We start from the raw sequence: 15976 nt of genomic DNA, 5'->3' as shown, positions 1-15976 counted from the left end.
TCTCTGTTAAGCTTATCGGCTAGTCAAAGCGGGTGAAGAACAGGTAAATGCCTTGATTCAGACGTTAATTTCGCTGAGGCTTATGAAAGCGTCTGCATCGGGAACCGCTTGCACCTGTTGAGGGCGTAACGAGACGGCGGAAAAACGAACAAGGGAAGAGCAGCCTTTGGAAAGCATTGAGCGCGCGATCAGGAATGCATTTGCCAAGGCGGATGCACACAATCCGGCGACCCGCCAGCGAATCTATGAATCCGCCTGGGGTGCGCATGAGCGCGCTCTTGCGACAAACGCCGCGCTCAGCGATGCGCAGAAGGAACAGCGCCGCCAGAACCTCAAGGACGCGATCTCCGGCATCGAACAGGAATTCAAGACCGGTGGAGAGACGAGCGCCCGTCACGAGCCGACGCTCGATGCACCCCTGAGGGAAGACCCGGTGCTTGGCGGCAGGGTAGAGGAAACATCGCCCGCGCTCGATACCGGCGATATTCGTGCGACTTCGCGGCAGAAGAAGCGCAGCAATGCCGACCTCGGCTATGAGGGCGGCGTTTCGCGGAAGGACCGCCGCAAGAAGAAGCGCCATTCGCCTTTCTACAGCTACGGCATTCCAGGGCTTGTGCTCGCGGTTGCGGCTTTCATCGGCTATTCGCTTTATAACAGCTTTATCGATCTGAGCAGCGGACCGGCCAACAATCCGCTGCACAGTGAAGGCAATATCGCTCCCCTTAAGGAAGGCGAGGAGCCGGGCGGGTTGAAATGGATCACCATCTTCCAGCCTTCGGAAGCCACACGCATGTCGGTCAAGGGACGCGCCACGGCTGAAATCAGGCAGGAGGGCACGCGCAGCTTCGCCCGCATCCAGTCCGCCGGAGCCGAAGATACGGTCACATTCGATGTGGGTGAGGGCATTCTGGATCAGCTGGTTGGCAAGACGGCGACCTTCAACATCGTGGCCCGCGCCGACGACGGCAAGACGACCCAGATGTCTGTCAACTGCGATTTCGGCGGTCTCGGCGATTGCGGACGCAGGCGCTACGACGTGCGTGATTCCGTGAGCGATTTCCTTTTCGATATGGAAATGCCATCGGGTCAGAAGGCAGGTCGTGCAGGCACGATCACGGTCAATTCGGATCTCAGTGGTTCCGGCAAGGCGGTCAATATCTACGAAATCCGCGTTTCGACGGCGGCCAAATAATCAGGAAAGCAGCTTTTCGAGCGTTTCGAGCCGGTCCGCTTCGCGGGGCGGCTTGTCCCAGCGCAGCCGCGAAAAACGCGGAAAGCGCATGGCGACCCCCGATTTGTGGCGCGTGGAACGGTTGAGACCTTCAAAGGCGACTTCCACGACCAGCCCATGATCGGGTTCGGCGCGCACGGATCGCACCGGCCCGAAACGCTCGGTGGTATTCTCGCGCACAAACTTGTCCAGCAATTTCAGTTCCTCGTCCGTAAAGCCGAAATAGGCCTTGCCGACCGGCACCAGCACGGGTTCATCCTCCGGTCCCGTCCAGACGGCGAAGGTGAAATCGGAATAATAGCTCGACCGTTTGCCGTGCCCGCGCTGGGCATAGACGATCACCGCATCGACGGTGAAGGGATCACGCTTCCATTTGAACCACGGTCCCTTGGGGCGGCCCGGAAGGTAGGTACTATCGTGGCGTTTCAGCATGACGCCTTCGATGACCGGATGTGGCGGATTGGCGCGAAACCGCGCCAGTTCCTCAAAGTCGGAAAATGGCAGAACGGGCGAGAGATCGAAGCGGCGCGGATCGAGCCTGCTGACAAAGCTTTGCAGGCGCGCGCGGCGCTCCAGAAAGGGCAGGGCGCGCAGATCGGCACCGGTCTGCTGGTTCCCTTCCTGCAACAGGTCATAGGCCCGCACGAAGGCCGGATAGTCGCGCAACTGCTTTGCGCTTACCGTCTTGCGGTTCAGCCTCTGCTGGAGGTCGGAGAACGTGGCTGTCTCTATGCCGGTTTCGCCGTGATGGCCAACCAGCAACTCGCCATCGATCGCCCCTTCGAAATCCATGGCTTCCAGAATATCGGGGAACGCGCCGGAGATATCGTCCCCCGTGCGCGAATAGAGGCGGCGCAGGCCGTTTTCCGCGACAGCCTGAACGCGAATGCCATCCCATTTCCACTCGGCCGTAAAGGCGGATGCGTCGAGCGAGGGGATTTCCGCTTCATCAAGGGCCGTCGCCAGCATGACAGGGCGAAACGGAGCGGCTGCGGTGGCCGCAGGCTTTTCACCGCGGTCTTCCAGCCAGGCGAACAGCGCCTCATAGGGTGGTGACTGGCCGTGCCAGAGTTCTTCTATTTCCACGACGTCGACGCCGCCGAAATCTGCCAGCGCCTGCTTGGCCAGACGGGCGGAAACCCCGACGCGCAAGCCCCCGGTCACGAGCTTCAACAGTGCGTAACGTTCGGAAATGCCAAGCACATCGAGCCATCCGGCGACGAGCATCGGGCCTTCGCGGCGCGAAGCGTTCTGCAATTCGTGCACCACGATGCCAAGCGGCAGATCGGCTCCGGGGGCAGTTTCGCTGGGGCCGGGCCAGATCAGCGAGATCGTTTCGGCAAGATCGCCGACATAATCGTAGGAATAGGCAAACAATGTCGGGTCTGTCCGCTCGGCGATGAGCGCGCGCAGCATGGCCGGCTTTACGCTTTGCAGCTCCAGATCGCGGGTGATCGCTGCCAGCGCCACGCCGCGATCAGGGTCCGGTGCTGTGCGGAAATGGTCGATGAGCAAGCGCAGCTTGCCGTTGCGCTGCGGCGTCAGAACGAGCCGGTCAAGAAGTTCGGCGAAAGCGCGCATCAGTCGCCCTCATCTTCATAGCCAACGAGATGCAGCGGCTTTGCCGGTATGTTCTGCAACTCGCACCAGCGAACGAGAGCTTCTTCACGTCCATGGGTAACCCACACTTCTGCGGGGGCGATTTCCGTTATGGTCGCCGTCAGCTCATCCCAGTCGCAATGGTCGGAAATGATGAGCGGCAGTTCAACGCCTTGCTGTTTGGCGCGCTGTCGGATGCGCATCCAGCCTGAGGCAAAGGCTGGGACTGGATCGGGAAACCGTCGTGCCCAGCGGTCGGAGAAAGCCGAGGGCGGGCCGACGATGATCTTTCCTGCAAAATCCGGTTGTGCCGCACTGCGTTCCAGCGTGGCCGGTTGGAGAGGTCCGAGATCGACACCTTGCGTTTGATAATACTCGCAGATCTTTTCCAGCGCGCCGTGGATATAGATCGGTTCCCAATAGCCTGCATTGCGTATGAGCTTGATGACCCGCTGCGCCTTGCCCAGCGAATAAGCCCCGACAAGATGCGCACGCTCGGGAAACTGCCGGATCGATTTGAGAAGCGTCGCGATCTCGTGTGCTGCATCCGGGTGACGGAATACCGGCAGGGCAAAAGTGGCTTCGGTGATGAAGACATCACAGGCGACGGGCTCGAAAGGGGCGCATGTCGGATCGGCTGCCCGCTTGTAGTCGCCCGAAGCGACGATGCGGGTGCCATCCATTTCCACCGCGATCTGGGCCGAGCCAAGCACATGGCCCGCTCCATGAAAGCTTATCCGCACGCCATTGATCATGAGGGTTTCGCCGAGGCTTACCGGTTGCGTCGTTTCTGCGAAATTCACCCCATAGCGCAACGCCATGATGTCGAGTGTTTCGCGCGTTGCCAGCACATGGGTGTGGCCCGAACGCGCGTGGTCGGAGTGCCCGTGGGTGATGAGCGCACGTTCCACCGGGCGCACCGGGTCGATGTAAAAATCGCCGGGCGGGCAATAAAGACCTTTGGGAGAGGAGCATAGAAGCTGGTTGAAGCGCATGGTTTTCAAGATAGGTCACGAAGTCCACCCCGAAAAGGGAGGGAGCCTGCGTCTGCTGACAAAATGAGAACAAAAGTGAACAAACACCTTGGCGGTTCGCCTCGCTGCGATTAGATTGACGGCGTGACACTGAACCAGAAACCCGCCGCCGCATCTGCCGCCTTTCCCTTGCCGGACCGTTTTCTCAAATGGTTCGCGGCCAAGGGCTGGTCGCCGCGCGCCCATCAGTTGGAGCTTCTGGCGCGTGCCGAACAGGGCCAGTCCACGCTGCTGATTGCCCCGACCGGCGCGGGCAAGACTTTGGCCGGCTTTCTGCCTGCGCTGGTTGATCTGGAAAAACGCGGCCGCCTGAAGCCCAGCATGGCGAAACGCGGCGTGCATACGCTTTATATCTCGCCGCTAAAGGCACTTGCGGTCGATATTCACCGCAATCTCACCGTGCCGGTCGAGGAAATGGGTCTCGACATCACCATCGAGACGCGCACCGGCGATACGCCTGCGCACAAGCGCCAGCGACAGAAACTGGCGCCGCCGGATATTCTGCTGACGACGCCGGAGCAGCTTGCGCTGTTGATCGCATCCAAGGGTGCGGAACAGTTCTTCAAGGGCCTGCGCTACGTGGTGCTGGACGAATTGCACTCGCTGGTCATTTCCAAGCGCGGGCATCTTCTGGCGCTGGGGCTGGCGCGCTTGCGCCGCCTGCAACCGCAATTGCAGACCATCGGCCTCTCCGCAACGGTGGCGGAGCCTGACCAGCTGCGCCGCTGGCTGGTGGAACAGGATGGCGACGATTCCATGGCCGGTCTTGTGACGGTCGACGGCGGTGCCAAGCCGGAAATCACCATTCTCGATTCCGATGAGCGCGTGCCATGGGCAGGACATTCCTCGCGCTATGCCATCCCCGATATCTACGAGGCGATCCGCCAGCACCGCACGACGCTTCTGTTCGTCAATACCCGCAGCCAGGCGGAGATGTTGTTTCAGGAACTCTGGCGGGTCAATGAGGACACGCTGCCAATTGCGCTGCATCACGGTTCACTCGATGCGAGCCAGCGCCGCAAGGTCGAGCAGGCCATGGCCGCCAACACCTTGCGCGCTGTGGTCGCGACCTCGACGCTCGATCTCGGGATCGACTGGGGCGATGTCGATCTGGTTATTCATGTCGGCGCGCCGAAGGGGGCGAGCCGCCTCGCGCAGCGTATCGGCCGCGCCAACCACCGGATGGACGAGCCGAGCCGGGCCATTCTCGTGCCCGCCAACCGCTTCGAGGTGATGGAGTGCCGCGCCGCACTCGACGCAAATTATCTGGGTGCACAGGATACGCCGCCCCTGATCGAAGGGGCGCTGGATGTACTGGCCCAGCACGTGCTTGGCATGGCCTGCGCCGAGCCTTTCCAGGCCGACCAGCTTTACCGTGAGGTGCGAAGCGCCGCACCCTATTCGAGCCTTCCGCGAGACACGTTCGACCGCATTCTGGATTTCGTGGCGACCGGCGGCTATGCGCTCAAGACCTATGAGCGGTTTGCGAAAATCCGCAAGACCGTGGACGGCACGTGGCGGGTGTCCAATCCGCGCATCGCGCAGCAATATCGGCTCAATATCGGCACGATTGTCGAAGCGCCGGAGCTGAATGTCCGGCTTACTCGCGGCGGCAAGGGCGGAAGCGCAAGGGGTGGACGTGTCCTTGGCCGGATCGAGGAATATTTCCTGGAGACGCTGACTGCTGGCGACACCTTCCTGTTTGCCGGAAAGGTTCTGCGCTTCGAAGGCATCCGCGAGAATGAATGCATCGCCTCCAATGCGGCCGGTCAAGATGCCAAGATACCTGTCTATGCGGGAGGGAAGTTTCCGCTTTCGACCTATCTTGCCGCGCAGGTGCGCGCCATGCTCGCCGACCGCACACGCTGGCAGTTTCTGCCGGAACAGGTGCGGGAATGGCTGGAAGTGCAGCAATGGAAATCGGTGCTGCCTGCAACGGACGAGCTTTTGATCGAAACCTTTCCGCGCGGCAGTCGCTTCTACATGGTCGCCTATCCTTTCGAGGGCCGGCTGGCGCACCAGACGCTCGGCATGTTGCTGACACGCCGTCTGGAACGCATGGGCGCGCATCCGCTGGGCTTTGTCGCGACCGATTATTCGCTGGGCTTATGGGGCCTCAAGGATATGGGCGCGATGATCGGCTCGGGAAAACTCAGCCTTACCCGGCTCTTCGACGAAGACATGCTGGGCGACGATCTCGAAGCATGGCTTGATGAAAGCTACCTTCTCAAACGCACTTTCCGCAATTGCGCCGTGATTTCCGGGCTTATCGAGCGCCGTCATCCGGGACAGGAAAAGACAGGCCGTCAGGTTACGGTTTCCACCGACCTGATCTATGACGTCCTGCGCACCCACGAGCCGGACCATATTCTATTGCAGGCGACGCGCGCGGATGCCGCGACGGGGCTGCTGGATATCAGGCGTCTGGGCGACATGCTGGCGCGCGTGAAAGGCCATCTGCTGCACAAGCCGCTCGACAGGATTTCGCCGCTGGCGCTGCCTGTGATGCTCGAAATTGGGCGCGAGCGCGTGGCAGGCGAAGGAGATGAAATGCTGCTTGAAGAAGCGGCAGACGATCTGATCAGGGAAGCAATGCAATGAAAACTGCGGTGTGGGGAAGTGGAGAGGCCTACAATCTGGCCCATACGCAAGTGCGTGACGTTGCGGCTCTGTGTGATCCATCCGGCGCGCTGTTTCTGCCCGATCTGCACATACTCATCGTTTCCGACCTGCATCTGGAAAAAGGCTCGTCCTTTGCCCGGCGCGGCCAGCTCATCCCGCCCTATGACACGGCGGCAACGCTCGACATGCTGGCGGTGGCCATCGCGCGCTATCAGCCACGAACCGTCATCAGCCTCGGCGACAGTTTTCACGATGCCAAGGCCAGCGAGCGTCTGCCGTCGCTTTATGCCATCCGGCTGAAATCGCTGATGGAGCATCGCGACTGGTTCTGGATCACCGGCAATCACGATCCGGATCGCCCGGTCGACCTGCCGGGGGATTGTGTCGAGGAACTGGCGGTCGGACCGCTCACCTTCCGGCATGAGCCGTCACGCAAGGCCGGGCAGGGCGAGATCGCAGGCCACCTTCATCCCGCCGCGCGCATCGTCAGGCGCGGCCGGTCGGTGCGACGCCCCTGTTTCGTGAGCGACGGGGAAAGGCTCATCATGCCTGCTTTCGGAGCCTATACGGGTGCGCTGAACATTCTGGATCGCGCCTTCCGCGGGCTCTTCGCCGATGAGGCGCTGCGCGCCTATATGCTCGGTCAGGGCAAGGTTTACCCGATAGCGCGCGGTGCGCTTTATGGCGGTTAATCCCGACGGAACAGAATGCGCCCGAACCATCCGGTGAAGACGGCAAGGAAAACGGCAAACAGGCCGTAGAGAAAGCTGTTCTGATGGGCCGCGTTGTAGATGCTCTGCTCGAAACCCGCCTTGACGATTTCGAGGCTGGCATTGGCTTCCCGCAGGAAAACGCCGTTGCGAAACAGAAGCGCCCGGGCCTTGTGGCGACCCACCGGCACGTTGGCGGGGAGGTTCAGCGTGGCGCGGAACAGCGTGCGCGAAATGAACTCCACGCCACCGATGCGCTGCGTATAGAGGCCCTGGCGGATTTTCATCTCGCGCAGTTCATTGCCAAATCTCGGAATATTGCCCGACAGACTGGCAGGGTCTTCCGGCACGAGATAGAAATTGCGCACGCCCACGGAAAGCTGGCGATAGGTTTTCTCGTCGGTAATGTCCTGCAAATTGCGGGTGGATGCCAGCGAGTATGAGAGCGGGACCCCCATGAAGGTCTCTGAAACCGCATTCACCCAAACGCCGAGATAACGGTCCTTCTTGCGCACGACCAGATCGCGGGACGGGCCTTGCAGCACCACGATGATGTCGTAACGGCCCTGTCGCTGGATCGTGGGATCGGCATTGTCGAGCGCGCCGAATATTGTGAGATCGGTGCCGCCGAAATTCGATGTGATGGCGATGGTTTCGGTGGAAAGGCCGATTTCGATGGTCTCATCGGCGGGGTTCTGCAATTGCGGAACCGTGTTGCCATTGCCGCTGGAATCGACCTGCGCCAGCGCGCTTCCCGTCATCAGAAGGAAGATCAATGCGGAGGAAAGCGTGAAGCTCCGCATGTCAGATATCCGCAATCGAAATGGAGAAGAGGTTGTCCGGCCGCACGAAAAGCCCGAAGGCGAGGCGCAGGCCGACCGCCAGCACCAGAAGCGCCAGAAGAAGACGCAACTGCTCGCCGCGAAGTTTCTGCCCGGCACGTGCGCCATACTGCGCGCCGATGACACCGCCGACCATCAGAAGGAAGGCCAGCACAATATCGATGGACTGGTTGGTCGTTGCTTGCAGCACGGTCGTGACCGCAGTGACGAAGGTAATCTGAAACAGTGAGGTTCCGACAACCACATTGGTCGGAACATGCAGCAGGTAGATGAGCGCCGGAACCATGATGAAGCCGCCGCCGACACCCATGACCGAGGAAAGCAGGCCGATGAAGAAACCGATGCCGAGCACCGGAATGATGCTGACATAGATGGTGGACGCACGAAACCGCATCTTGAAGGGCAGGCGGTGTATCCATGTGTGCTGGCCCGAGCGCCGCACGGCCCCGCCTTGCCCCTTCTTCACGCGGCGAAGCGCTCGCAGGCTTTCCACGAGCATCAGTCCGCCGACGGTGCCGAGAAAGAAAACGTAGAGAATGGAGACGATCAGGTCCAGCTGGCCGAGATCGCGCAGCCATGAAAAGACGAAGATGCCGACGAGGGACCCCAATATGCCGCCTGCCACCAGAAACAGGCCGAGCTTGATATCGAGCGTTCGGCGTTTGAAATGCGCCAGCGCGCCTGAAACCGACGAGGCGATGACCTGATTGGCGCCTGTGGCGACCGCGATGGCAGGTGGAATGTTATAAAAGATCAACAGTGGCGTGATGAGAAAACCGCCGCCAACACCGAACAATCCGGAAAGAAAACCCACGGCGGCGCCCATGCCTAGTAGAACCAGCATGTTGACCGACAATTCCGCAATGGGAAGATAAATACCCAATTCCCAACCCGGCTTTCACGAACGCACGACACACAGCTGCTTGCGGTCGCGTTTCTCCGCAAGATGTCTCACCTTACCAAAGCATCTCCGGCAACATTATGAAAATAGTGTGCGCCCGGAAATGCATGAAAACAAGTAGTTAGGCTTTAGTCTGCTCGTGAGTTCCAGCCTGGCCACCTCTCATAATGTCTTGCTCTGTCGTCATCGGGAAGTCAAACGCCGAATGCCGATAAGGTTACCTTGCAGGACTATATTGAAGGAAAAATCCGGGGTGTTGTTCAAGAACAACAAAAAGAGCGCCCAAGATCATCGAAAACAGCTTTTTTCAAGATAATCCTACCTATTATATGGGATATACTATCAAAGATAGCGGCGCTGATGCGCAATGAATCAGTCTGCGGCGTTCTGGCGATTGCTGATGACGATATTGATATCTTCTTTCGGCGTGATGACCGAATGGCCGGACGACGGATAAAACTGCGCGCGGATCGAAATGTTGTCCGACATCTTGCTGTCGGTCAGGCTGCCGTTCTTTATGATGTAAAGGTAGGGATTGGTCAGGTTGACACTGAAATTCCCGGCAAAACGGCTGCTGGATTTGAAGCCGAAGCAGTTCATGCTTTCGGCATAATAGCTGCCATTCATCACATTCCAGTCTTCCATCGGGCTGGAGCGTGTCAGGCAGGTTTTCTTGCCGTCCGGCGTGGTGAAATTCGCATTGAACGATACGGCTATGAAGATGTTCTTCAGTTCAGAACTGCCGGAAAGAACCTTGAAAATGGATTTGTAGGGATGAATGTCTTCGGCGGGAATAAGCTGCTTGTCGCCGGAGGAGATTTCAAAGTCGATCGCATCCCCCTGGAAATTCTTGATATCCTTGTCGAGCGCGAGAGGGATTTTCGCGATGATACCGTTTTCCATGTCGTTGTTTACATGCAAGAGCATAGTCTATCCCCTCGTTGATAGGACGTAGATAATAAGCCTCAACGAGTCGGATCAACCTGTCACTTCTTTCAGAAGAATGCGGACGAAACGCAGGAAGGGCGGCCTGGGCCGCCCTTGCAGATATCCTTATGGCTCCAATGAGTTACTTGTTCTTTTCAAGCAGGAGCTGAACCAGTTTCTGGTCGACATCGCCGGTGGGCTTCTGTCCGTTTGCCTTCTGGAACGCCGCAATCGCGGCGCGGGTCTTGCCGCCCATAACCCCGTCGGCTGTGCCGATGTCATAACCGTTTTTCTGAAGGATGAGCTGGATGTTGCGGACGGCCTTCTTCATGTCCACCGAGCCGGTGGTGACAGGCTTTGCTTCGGTCCACGCATCCGGAACGTCGATGGAATTGGTCGCCTGATCGAGCGGCTTCGCCTTCCACAGCTTCACCATATCCTTGGCGCGTTCCAATTGCTCCGGCTTCAACGCCTTGGCGATCTGGTCGCGCTTGTCGGCTGCGTCCTTGTCACCGGCATTGGCGGCAAGCGAGAACCACTTGTAGCTTTCTTCCAGATTGACCGGCATGCCAAGGCCCTTGGCGGCAAGAATGCCGAGATTGAACTGGCTGTCCTTGACGCCGAGTTCAGCCGCATCGGTGAACCAGCGCACGGCTGAAGCATTGTCCGGGTTGCCATTGGCGCCGGTTGCGAAAAGCACGGCAAGATTATGCATCGCGCTCGCATTGCCCTGCTGGGCCGAGAGCTGGTACCAGGTCTTGGCCTTGTCCAGATCGCGGGGCATGCCAAGGCCCTTTTCGTTGAAGTTGCCGAGACGATACTGCGCGGGGGCAAAGCCCTGACCTGCCGAAATCTCGTACCACTGTGCCGCTTTGGCAAAGTCGGCGGCAACGCCGCGGCCTTCCATGTAACGGTTGCCGACTTCAAAGAGCGCGCGCGCGTCGCCCTTGGCAGCGGCTTCACGAAGCGCTGCCGGACCCGCTTCTTCCGGCACTAGCGGAATGGCAGCTTGAGACTGGGCTGCGGGCTCGGTCGCTGCCGTGGTTTCCACCGGCTGCACCGGATTGGCGGCCGTTTCCGTCGCTGTTGCGGCAGGCTGTTCAACCTGCGCCGGGATATCCATCGCGGCCTGTTGCTCGTCTGTCTGCGCTGCTTTTTCCTCGCGCGGTTCCGTGATCGGAGCTGGCGCCACAGGGGCAGCTTCAGCGGATGGCTGTGCTGCGAGCGTGGTGTCGGCGGTGATCTTGGCGGCGATTTCGTCTGCTGGCGCTGGCGTCGTGTCTGCGGCAGTGGTGTCGATCTGCGCTGGCGCGGTATCAATTGCCGTTTCCACCGGCTCGTCGCGGTTGAGGAATGCAGAACCGATCTGGAGTCCGGCCATGGCGATCATCACGGCGCCGATGGCCATCAGGATAGGCTTGCGCTGGCGCTGGATCATGTCGCCAACAGACGACTTCTTCTTGTTCGTGCGCTTCGCCGCACCCTTCTGAAGCTGCTCGGACTCGGCGGCGGCAAGCTGCGCGGCGCGTCGGGCGGCGGTTATGAAGTCCACCTTGCCGTTGGCGGCAAGTGCGGCATCGGCAGCATCTTCGCGCTGGCGGCGTTCTTCACGCACCCGCTTCATAATCGAATTGAGGTCCGGCATGCCTTCACCCTCGGGGCGAGGGGACGGGGTCCGTTCCAGCTCGGGTTCCTTGCGGGTGATCGCTTCCACGGCAGCCAGCTCGCTGTCGAAAGCAGGGGTGTTGAATGTCGCGTCGAAGGCACTGGCTTCGAGCACTTCGTCGCTCTTACCGGCGGATTTGTCGGCGCGGCGACCGCGTATCGCTTTGGCGAAACCGCCGAAGAGCGAGGACTTTTCAGCCGTGACGTCTGCTCGCGTGTCGGCGGGACCGGCTTCGCTCTGGACGGTTGCAAATGCCGCTGCCGCAGCCGCTGCGGCTGGTGACCGCGTTGCCGACGGGCGCTGCGAACCGGAATTGGGGGAGGGCAGCCTTTCGCCGTCCGCCCGTCCCGCGACGTCCTGCTCCAGCCTGGCCAGACGGTCGACGATCTTGACCAGCGTGTCATGGACGGTCTCGAAAGTCTTGCCGTTGCGCTCGTCGGAATTGCGCGCCAGCGCTTCCAGCGATTTCATGTCCTCGGCCAGCTGCCGGGCAATCACGCTGTCATTGTGCGATCCGTGCTGTAGAACGCGTGCAACGGCGCTTTCCGCCGCCTCACGCGCGGCATCGAGCACGGTTTCGCGATTGGAGGCGATGGAACGCTCGATGGAATCGAGACGCGGCTTCAGTTCGGCAATCTCGGCCACCGGTTGCGCAAGGTGGTGGGCGATGTTGGCAATCTGATCCTCAAGGCTCCGGATCGCCTTCACGTCCAGCCCCGGTCCGTCATAGGCCGGTGCCTGAAGGAGACCCAGCGAAATCTGCTGCGAAAGATCGTCGATCCGGCCTTCCAGCGTATGGAGCGCACTGGGGTCGACATGCTGCGTGGCATATTGCGCGTCGAGACGCTCGGTCAGTTCCGCAAAGCGGCGGTCGATCTTGTCCAGAACCAGAGGATGCGGCTCCTCCGACCGGCGCTCGGCTGCTTCGAGCTTCTGGCCGATGGCTTCAAGACGCGCTTCAACGGCGTGATAGTCGGACTGGCTGAGATTTTCCATCACCTTGCCAACCTGATTGGCGAGCAGGTTGATCTGGTGTGCGAGCTGGTCGATGACGCCATCCGGCAGCGCCGAACCGCTCGAAAGCCCGTCGATGCGTGAGGAAAGTTCGCCCAGCTTGCGATAAAGCGCGTCGGAATTCTGCTGCGTCGCCGAAGTGGCGAGTTGGTCCGCAAGTTCCGCCAGACGGCCTTCGATCCGTTCCAGACGACGCGCGCCGTCCTGATCGGGCCGCTGTGCGCGGCTTGTCGCGATGATGGCGCGGCTGATTTCGTCCAGCCTCTCGTCGATCTGCTGGAGACGGTTCTGTTCGAGCGACGCGGCGTGTTGCGGGCTCAGCGATTCCTCGATGGAGTTTGCCAGCTGGCTGATGCGGTCTTCGATCGCGCTCAAACGGTTCGATTGCGGCAAGGTGCCGATTGCGTCGCGCACCTGCTCAAGCCGCGAGCCGATGGCGTCCAGCGCGGGATCCACAGCGTTGTGACGCTGCTCGAATGCCTCGAAACGGGCGTCGAAGCGATCCCAGCGGTTGTTGAGGCGATGCAGGGTTTCCTCGCGGGCAAGGCCCTGGACGGTGCGGTTGAGCTCATCGAGCTGGCGGCGGAGCGCCTGCGCATTGGCCTCGCTGCTGCGGTCTGCAAGATGGCGCACGCTGTCACTGATGCGTTCGAAGTCTTCGCTTACCCTTTGCGAGAGCCCTTCTTCGCTTGCGGCGCGCTGAAGGCGGGTCATTTCGCGGCTGGCGCGGCTGACCTCGACATTGGATGCATAAGACAGCGGCTCTTCATGGCTTTCGCGCATGCGGCGCAGGTTTTCGGCGATTTCGGCAAGGCCCGTTACGGTTTCGTCCGGATAGCGGGCGGGCTGGCGTTCCGAGCGCAGAATGTTGCGCATATCGGGAGCACCGTCCTGTTCCAGATCCTTCAGGCGCTTTTCCAGGCTTGCCAATGTGCGATTGAGTTCTTCCATCGCCGGCGAAGGCGCCCGGCGCTCACGGCGGGCGTTCAATTCGTCGATGATGGATCGTGAACCTGACGCCAGATCTGGGTTTGCCATGAGAAATTCACTTTTTCCAATGATAGAGACCGCCGGGGCAAATTCGCCAACGCAACTGGCAAGAATTTGCTCTGCCTACATTTGTACAAACGTGGTAAACAACTCGTTAATATATGCAGCTAAGTGAATGCTTTCCTGGGGGCGGCACGGCATCTCACGGTTGAGCGGACCGGACACGGCATGTCGAACACCGGACGGCATGAAAGCGGATCAATCAAGCATGGCAGGCGAGTGAGTTGCGGCGGCGAATGTAAACGAAGCTGCCGCACTGACAGCAGTGTCAATGTGAGCTGTCATCAATATTGGTTCCATCGCGCATGCGTGCGGTGACCGGGGTTTCCGGGGGCGGAAACAGGGTAGAACATGAGTAAACGGTCGAACGCGCCGGAACAGGCGGCAGATGTAGCGATTGCGGATCTGCTGACCGGCGCAGGTGGTAATGCGCGGAGGGAGAACCAGACAGGCGGTCAATTATATCGGATCGGCGATCTTGCCGAGGAATTCGACCTGACGTTGCGGGCCTTGCGCTTTTATGAAGATAAGGGATTGCTTAGTCCACGCCGTGCGGGTGTGACACGGCTCTACGACAACAAAGACCATACGAGGCTGCGGCTCGTCCTGTTCGGGCGCCGCATCGGCTTCACGCTCGGCGAAATGGGGCAATTGATCAGCGTGTGGGAAAACGGCATTACCGATCCCGCCGAGACCGAGAACCTGCGCCAGCGCTTCAAGGAAAAGCTCCACGAACTTGAGAAGAAGAAGAACGAGATAGACCGGTCCGTCGAGGAACTTCGGGCCATTCTGGCGCGAATGGCACGCCCGCCGATTTGATCAGGCCGGGTGTAGCGCCCAGACCTCGTGGGAGTGACTTCCAGGGCCTCTTTGTTTCAGCCTGTCGCATGAAGTGTGCCGCCCGGCGGGAACCTGCGCGCTTCACACCGGTTATTTCAGCCTTGCGACCGATAACGCATCCGCAAAGTGGTTTTTCGGATGCGTGTCAAAACGAACCGACAGAGCGCTGGCCGGATTCAGATCAGGTCAAATCCGCTCTGATGCGAAAGTGAGGCTGAAAATGAAAAAGGCTCTTGTTCTGACCGCAGCGGTGTTTCTTGCCGGCTCGGGTATTGCGCTGGCGCAAGATCGGGTACTTGTCGAAGTGCCGCAAGCAGCACGCGATTATGTCATCGCAAATCCTTCGGAGCCCGTCGTCATCGAAGGCGAAATAAGCGATGGTTATGTACTGCCCGACGCAATCGCCGTTCATCCGATCCCGGACAATCCGGATTTCGGCTATATCTATGTCAATGGCGAGCCGGTAATCGTGTCCATGCAGAACCGCCGGGTCGTCTATTATGCCGAGGGGCCGAATGCCGGGCCGCCGGTGCCGACTGAAATCGTGACCTATATCGAAACCAATCCCGTCGATCCGGTCGTCATCGAAGGAGGCATCGCTGAAGGAACGATAATTCCACAGGATGTGCCTCTCGTCGCCGTACCCGACCAGCCGGCATATTCCTATGTCTATGTGGAAGATCGCCCGGCCCTGATCGATACGCAGACGCGCCGCGTCGTATGGGTCAAGTAAGGCCAGTTGGAAAGAGATGGAAAAAGGCGGCAATTCTGCCGCCTTTCTTCATGGTCGCATGCGAATTGAAAGTCCCGTATCTTGCCAGAAAAATCCAATATTTTGTGGTAATTTTTATGTTAATTCGGGCGCTTTTCCGCTCTTCTTGAAAGAATTATAACGAAGTCGGATTGATGGTGAAAAAATAAATTTGGCTCGATGCCCTTGTAGTGGGGGTAATAAGGGTATATCTATTAAAAATCGATTTTGTCATCGAACGACAAGGCGCATCAGGCGTCATGACTTTTCTTTCAATTTCGTAAAACGCGACGAAAATTATTTCGTTATCTTCCAACCATGCGAATTGAAAGGAATTCTCTATGGCAAACGGAACAGTAAAATTCTTTAATGGCGGCAAGGGCTTTGGGTTTATTCAGCCTGAGGATGGTTCGCCGGATGTGTTCGTTCACATTTCTGCAGTTGAGCGTGCAGGCATGCATACGCTCAATGAAGGTCAGAAGGTGAGCTTCGAGTTGGTGGCGGATCGCCGTTCCGGCAAGAAAGCCGCCGATAATCTTCAGGCGCTTTAACTCGGGCGCAAAGTGATTGTCTCCGATCTTTGACCACGGATGTACTGGCACTGATTGTTGAGGCGATTGAAAGGTCGGGTTTTCCCGGCCTTATACATTTGAGGCCGGAACGGTAAACTTCGTTCCGGCCTCGTTTGTCATTGGGGTGAATGCAACACCGCACTGACGGCTGCAAAGAGGTTGGGTCGTGCCCGGCAGGAACTTTCGTTCGTAAAAAAGCAGAACCCTTTGCAGCTTT

12 protein-coding genes are annotated in these 15976 nt (G+C 59.3%); 6 read left to right on the top strand and 6 right to left on the bottom strand.

Annotated features, from left to right (window positions below):
• The first annotated feature begins 166 nt into the window (after positions 1–166).
• Positions 167–1192, top strand: a complete 1026-nt coding sequence (locus ACOWVS_RS22065) for a hypothetical protein (protein ID WP_006469334.1) — start codon at positions 167–169, stop codon at positions 1190–1192.
• Here ACOWVS_RS22065 and ACOWVS_RS22060 read toward each other — a convergent pair whose 3' ends face one another.
• The gene (locus ACOWVS_RS22060; RefSeq protein WP_063620297.1) at positions 1193–2812 is read right to left on the bottom strand and encodes a cisplatin damage response ATP-dependent DNA ligase; all 1620 of its coding nucleotides are present in this window, start codon (positions 2810–2812) and stop codon (positions 1193–1195) included. It lies immediately after the preceding gene.
• A complete protein-coding gene (locus ACOWVS_RS22055; RefSeq protein WP_063620296.1) occupies positions 2812–3825 on the bottom strand; it encodes a ligase-associated DNA damage response exonuclease in 1014 nt (337 codons plus the stop codon). The genes ACOWVS_RS22060 and ACOWVS_RS22055 overlap by 1 nt, the downstream gene beginning before the upstream one ends.
• A gap of 123 nt (positions 3826–3948) precedes the next feature.
• Here ACOWVS_RS22055 and ACOWVS_RS22050 point away from each other — a divergent pair, with 123 nt between their 5' ends.
• Both ACOWVS_RS22050 and pdeM read left to right on the top strand, forming a co-directional pair.
• Entirely contained in the window at positions 3949–6465 is a 2517-nt protein-coding gene (locus ACOWVS_RS22050; RefSeq protein WP_063620295.1) for a ligase-associated DNA damage response DEXH box helicase, read from the top strand.
• The gene (pdeM, locus tag ACOWVS_RS22045) at positions 6462–7178 is read left to right on the top strand and encodes a ligase-associated DNA damage response endonuclease PdeM (protein ID WP_006469330.1); all 717 of its coding nucleotides are present in this window, start codon (positions 6462–6464) and stop codon (positions 7176–7178) included. The genes ACOWVS_RS22050 and pdeM overlap by 4 nt, the downstream gene beginning before the upstream one ends.
• Here pdeM and ACOWVS_RS22040 read toward each other — a convergent pair.
• The 4 genes from ACOWVS_RS22040 to ACOWVS_RS22025 all read right to left on the bottom strand — a co-directional run bounded on the left by ACOWVS_RS22040 (position 7175) and on the right by ACOWVS_RS22025 (position 13260).
• Positions 7175–7999 carry a TIGR02186 family protein gene (locus tag ACOWVS_RS22040; RefSeq protein WP_063620294.1) on the bottom strand — a complete coding sequence of 275 codons (825 nt, stop codon included), beginning with the start codon at positions 7997–7999 and terminating at the stop codon, positions 7175–7177. The genes pdeM and ACOWVS_RS22040 overlap by 4 nt on opposite strands.
• 1 nt (position 8000) lies before the next feature.
• Positions 8001–8882 carry a sulfite exporter TauE/SafE family protein gene (locus ACOWVS_RS22035; RefSeq protein ID WP_025090993.1) on the bottom strand — a complete coding sequence of 294 codons (882 nt, stop codon included), beginning with the start codon at positions 8880–8882 and terminating at the stop codon, positions 8001–8003.
• A gap of 429 nt (positions 8883–9311) precedes the next feature.
• Positions 9312–9866 (bottom strand): hypothetical protein, encoded by a 555-nt coding sequence (locus ACOWVS_RS22030; protein ID WP_006469327.1) that lies wholly within the window; start codon positions 9864–9866, stop codon positions 9312–9314.
• 142 nt (positions 9867–10008) lie between these two features.
• The gene (locus tag ACOWVS_RS22025; protein ID WP_374846592.1) at positions 10009–13260 is read right to left on the bottom strand and encodes a peptidoglycan-binding protein; all 3252 of its coding nucleotides are present in this window, start codon (positions 13258–13260) and stop codon (positions 10009–10011) included.
• A 687-nt stretch (positions 13261–13947) separates the two neighbouring features.
• Here ACOWVS_RS22025 and ACOWVS_RS22020 point away from each other — a divergent pair.
• The 3 genes from ACOWVS_RS22020 (at position 13948) to ACOWVS_RS22010 (ending at position 15738) form a co-directional block, all read left to right on the top strand.
• Entirely contained in the window at positions 13948–14415 is a 468-nt protein-coding gene (locus ACOWVS_RS22020; protein WP_006469324.1) for a MerR family transcriptional regulator, read from the top strand.
• 241 nt (positions 14416–14656) lie between these two features.
• Positions 14657–15169: a DUF1236 domain-containing protein gene (locus tag ACOWVS_RS22015; RefSeq protein WP_025090997.1), complete on the top strand. Its 513-nt coding sequence runs from the start codon at positions 14657–14659 to the stop codon at positions 15167–15169.
• 359 nt (positions 15170–15528) lie between these two features.
• Positions 15529–15738, top strand: coding sequence for a cold-shock protein (locus ACOWVS_RS22010; protein WP_006470569.1), 210 nt, complete (start codon positions 15529–15531; stop codon positions 15736–15738).
• Positions 15739–15976: the final 238 nt, after the last annotated feature.

Source organism: Brucella sp. IR068, from assembly GCF_049065885.1.
In the GTDB taxonomy this organism is placed as follows: domain Bacteria; phylum Pseudomonadota; class Alphaproteobacteria; order Rhizobiales; family Rhizobiaceae; genus Brucella; species Brucella intermedia.
The sequence above is the reverse complement of the archived record's forward strand: the minus strand, read 5'-3'. Positions and strand labels throughout refer to the sequence as shown.

Bases quoted from the DNA above. Each gene is read 5' to 3' on its own strand.
- ACOWVS_RS22060 (WP_063620297.1), bottom strand. From the start codon at position 2,812: ATGCGCGCTTTCGCCGAACTTCTTGACCGGCTCGTTCTGACGCCGCAG.
- ACOWVS_RS22055 (WP_063620296.1), bottom strand. From the start codon at position 3,825: ATGCGCTTCAACCAGCTTCTATGCTCCTCTCCCAAAGGTCTTTATTGC.
- pdeM (WP_006469330.1), top strand. From the start codon at position 6,462: ATGAAAACTGCGGTGTGGGGAAGTGGAGAGGCCTACAATCTGGCCCAT.
- ACOWVS_RS22040 (WP_063620294.1), bottom strand. From the start codon at position 7,999: ATGCGGAGCTTCACGCTTTCCTCCGCATTGATCTTCCTTCTGATGACG.
- ACOWVS_RS22035 (WP_025090993.1), bottom strand. From the start codon at position 8,882: ATGCTGGTTCTACTAGGCATGGGCGCCGCCGTGGGTTTTCTTTCCGGA.
- ACOWVS_RS22030 (WP_006469327.1), bottom strand. From the start codon at position 9,866: ATGCTCTTGCATGTAAACAACGACATGGAAAACGGTATCATCGCGAAA.
- ACOWVS_RS22025 (WP_374846592.1), bottom strand. From the start codon at position 13,260: ATGACCCGCCTTCAGCGCGCCGCAAGCGAAGAAGGGCTCTCGCAAAGG.
- ACOWVS_RS22020 (WP_006469324.1), top strand. From the start codon at position 13,948: ATGAGTAAACGGTCGAACGCGCCGGAACAGGCGGCAGATGTAGCGATT.
- ACOWVS_RS22015 (WP_025090997.1), top strand. From the start codon at position 14,657: ATGAAAAAGGCTCTTGTTCTGACCGCAGCGGTGTTTCTTGCCGGCTCG.
- ACOWVS_RS22010 (WP_006470569.1), top strand. From the start codon at position 15,529: ATGGCAAACGGAACAGTAAAATTCTTTAATGGCGGCAAGGGCTTTGGG.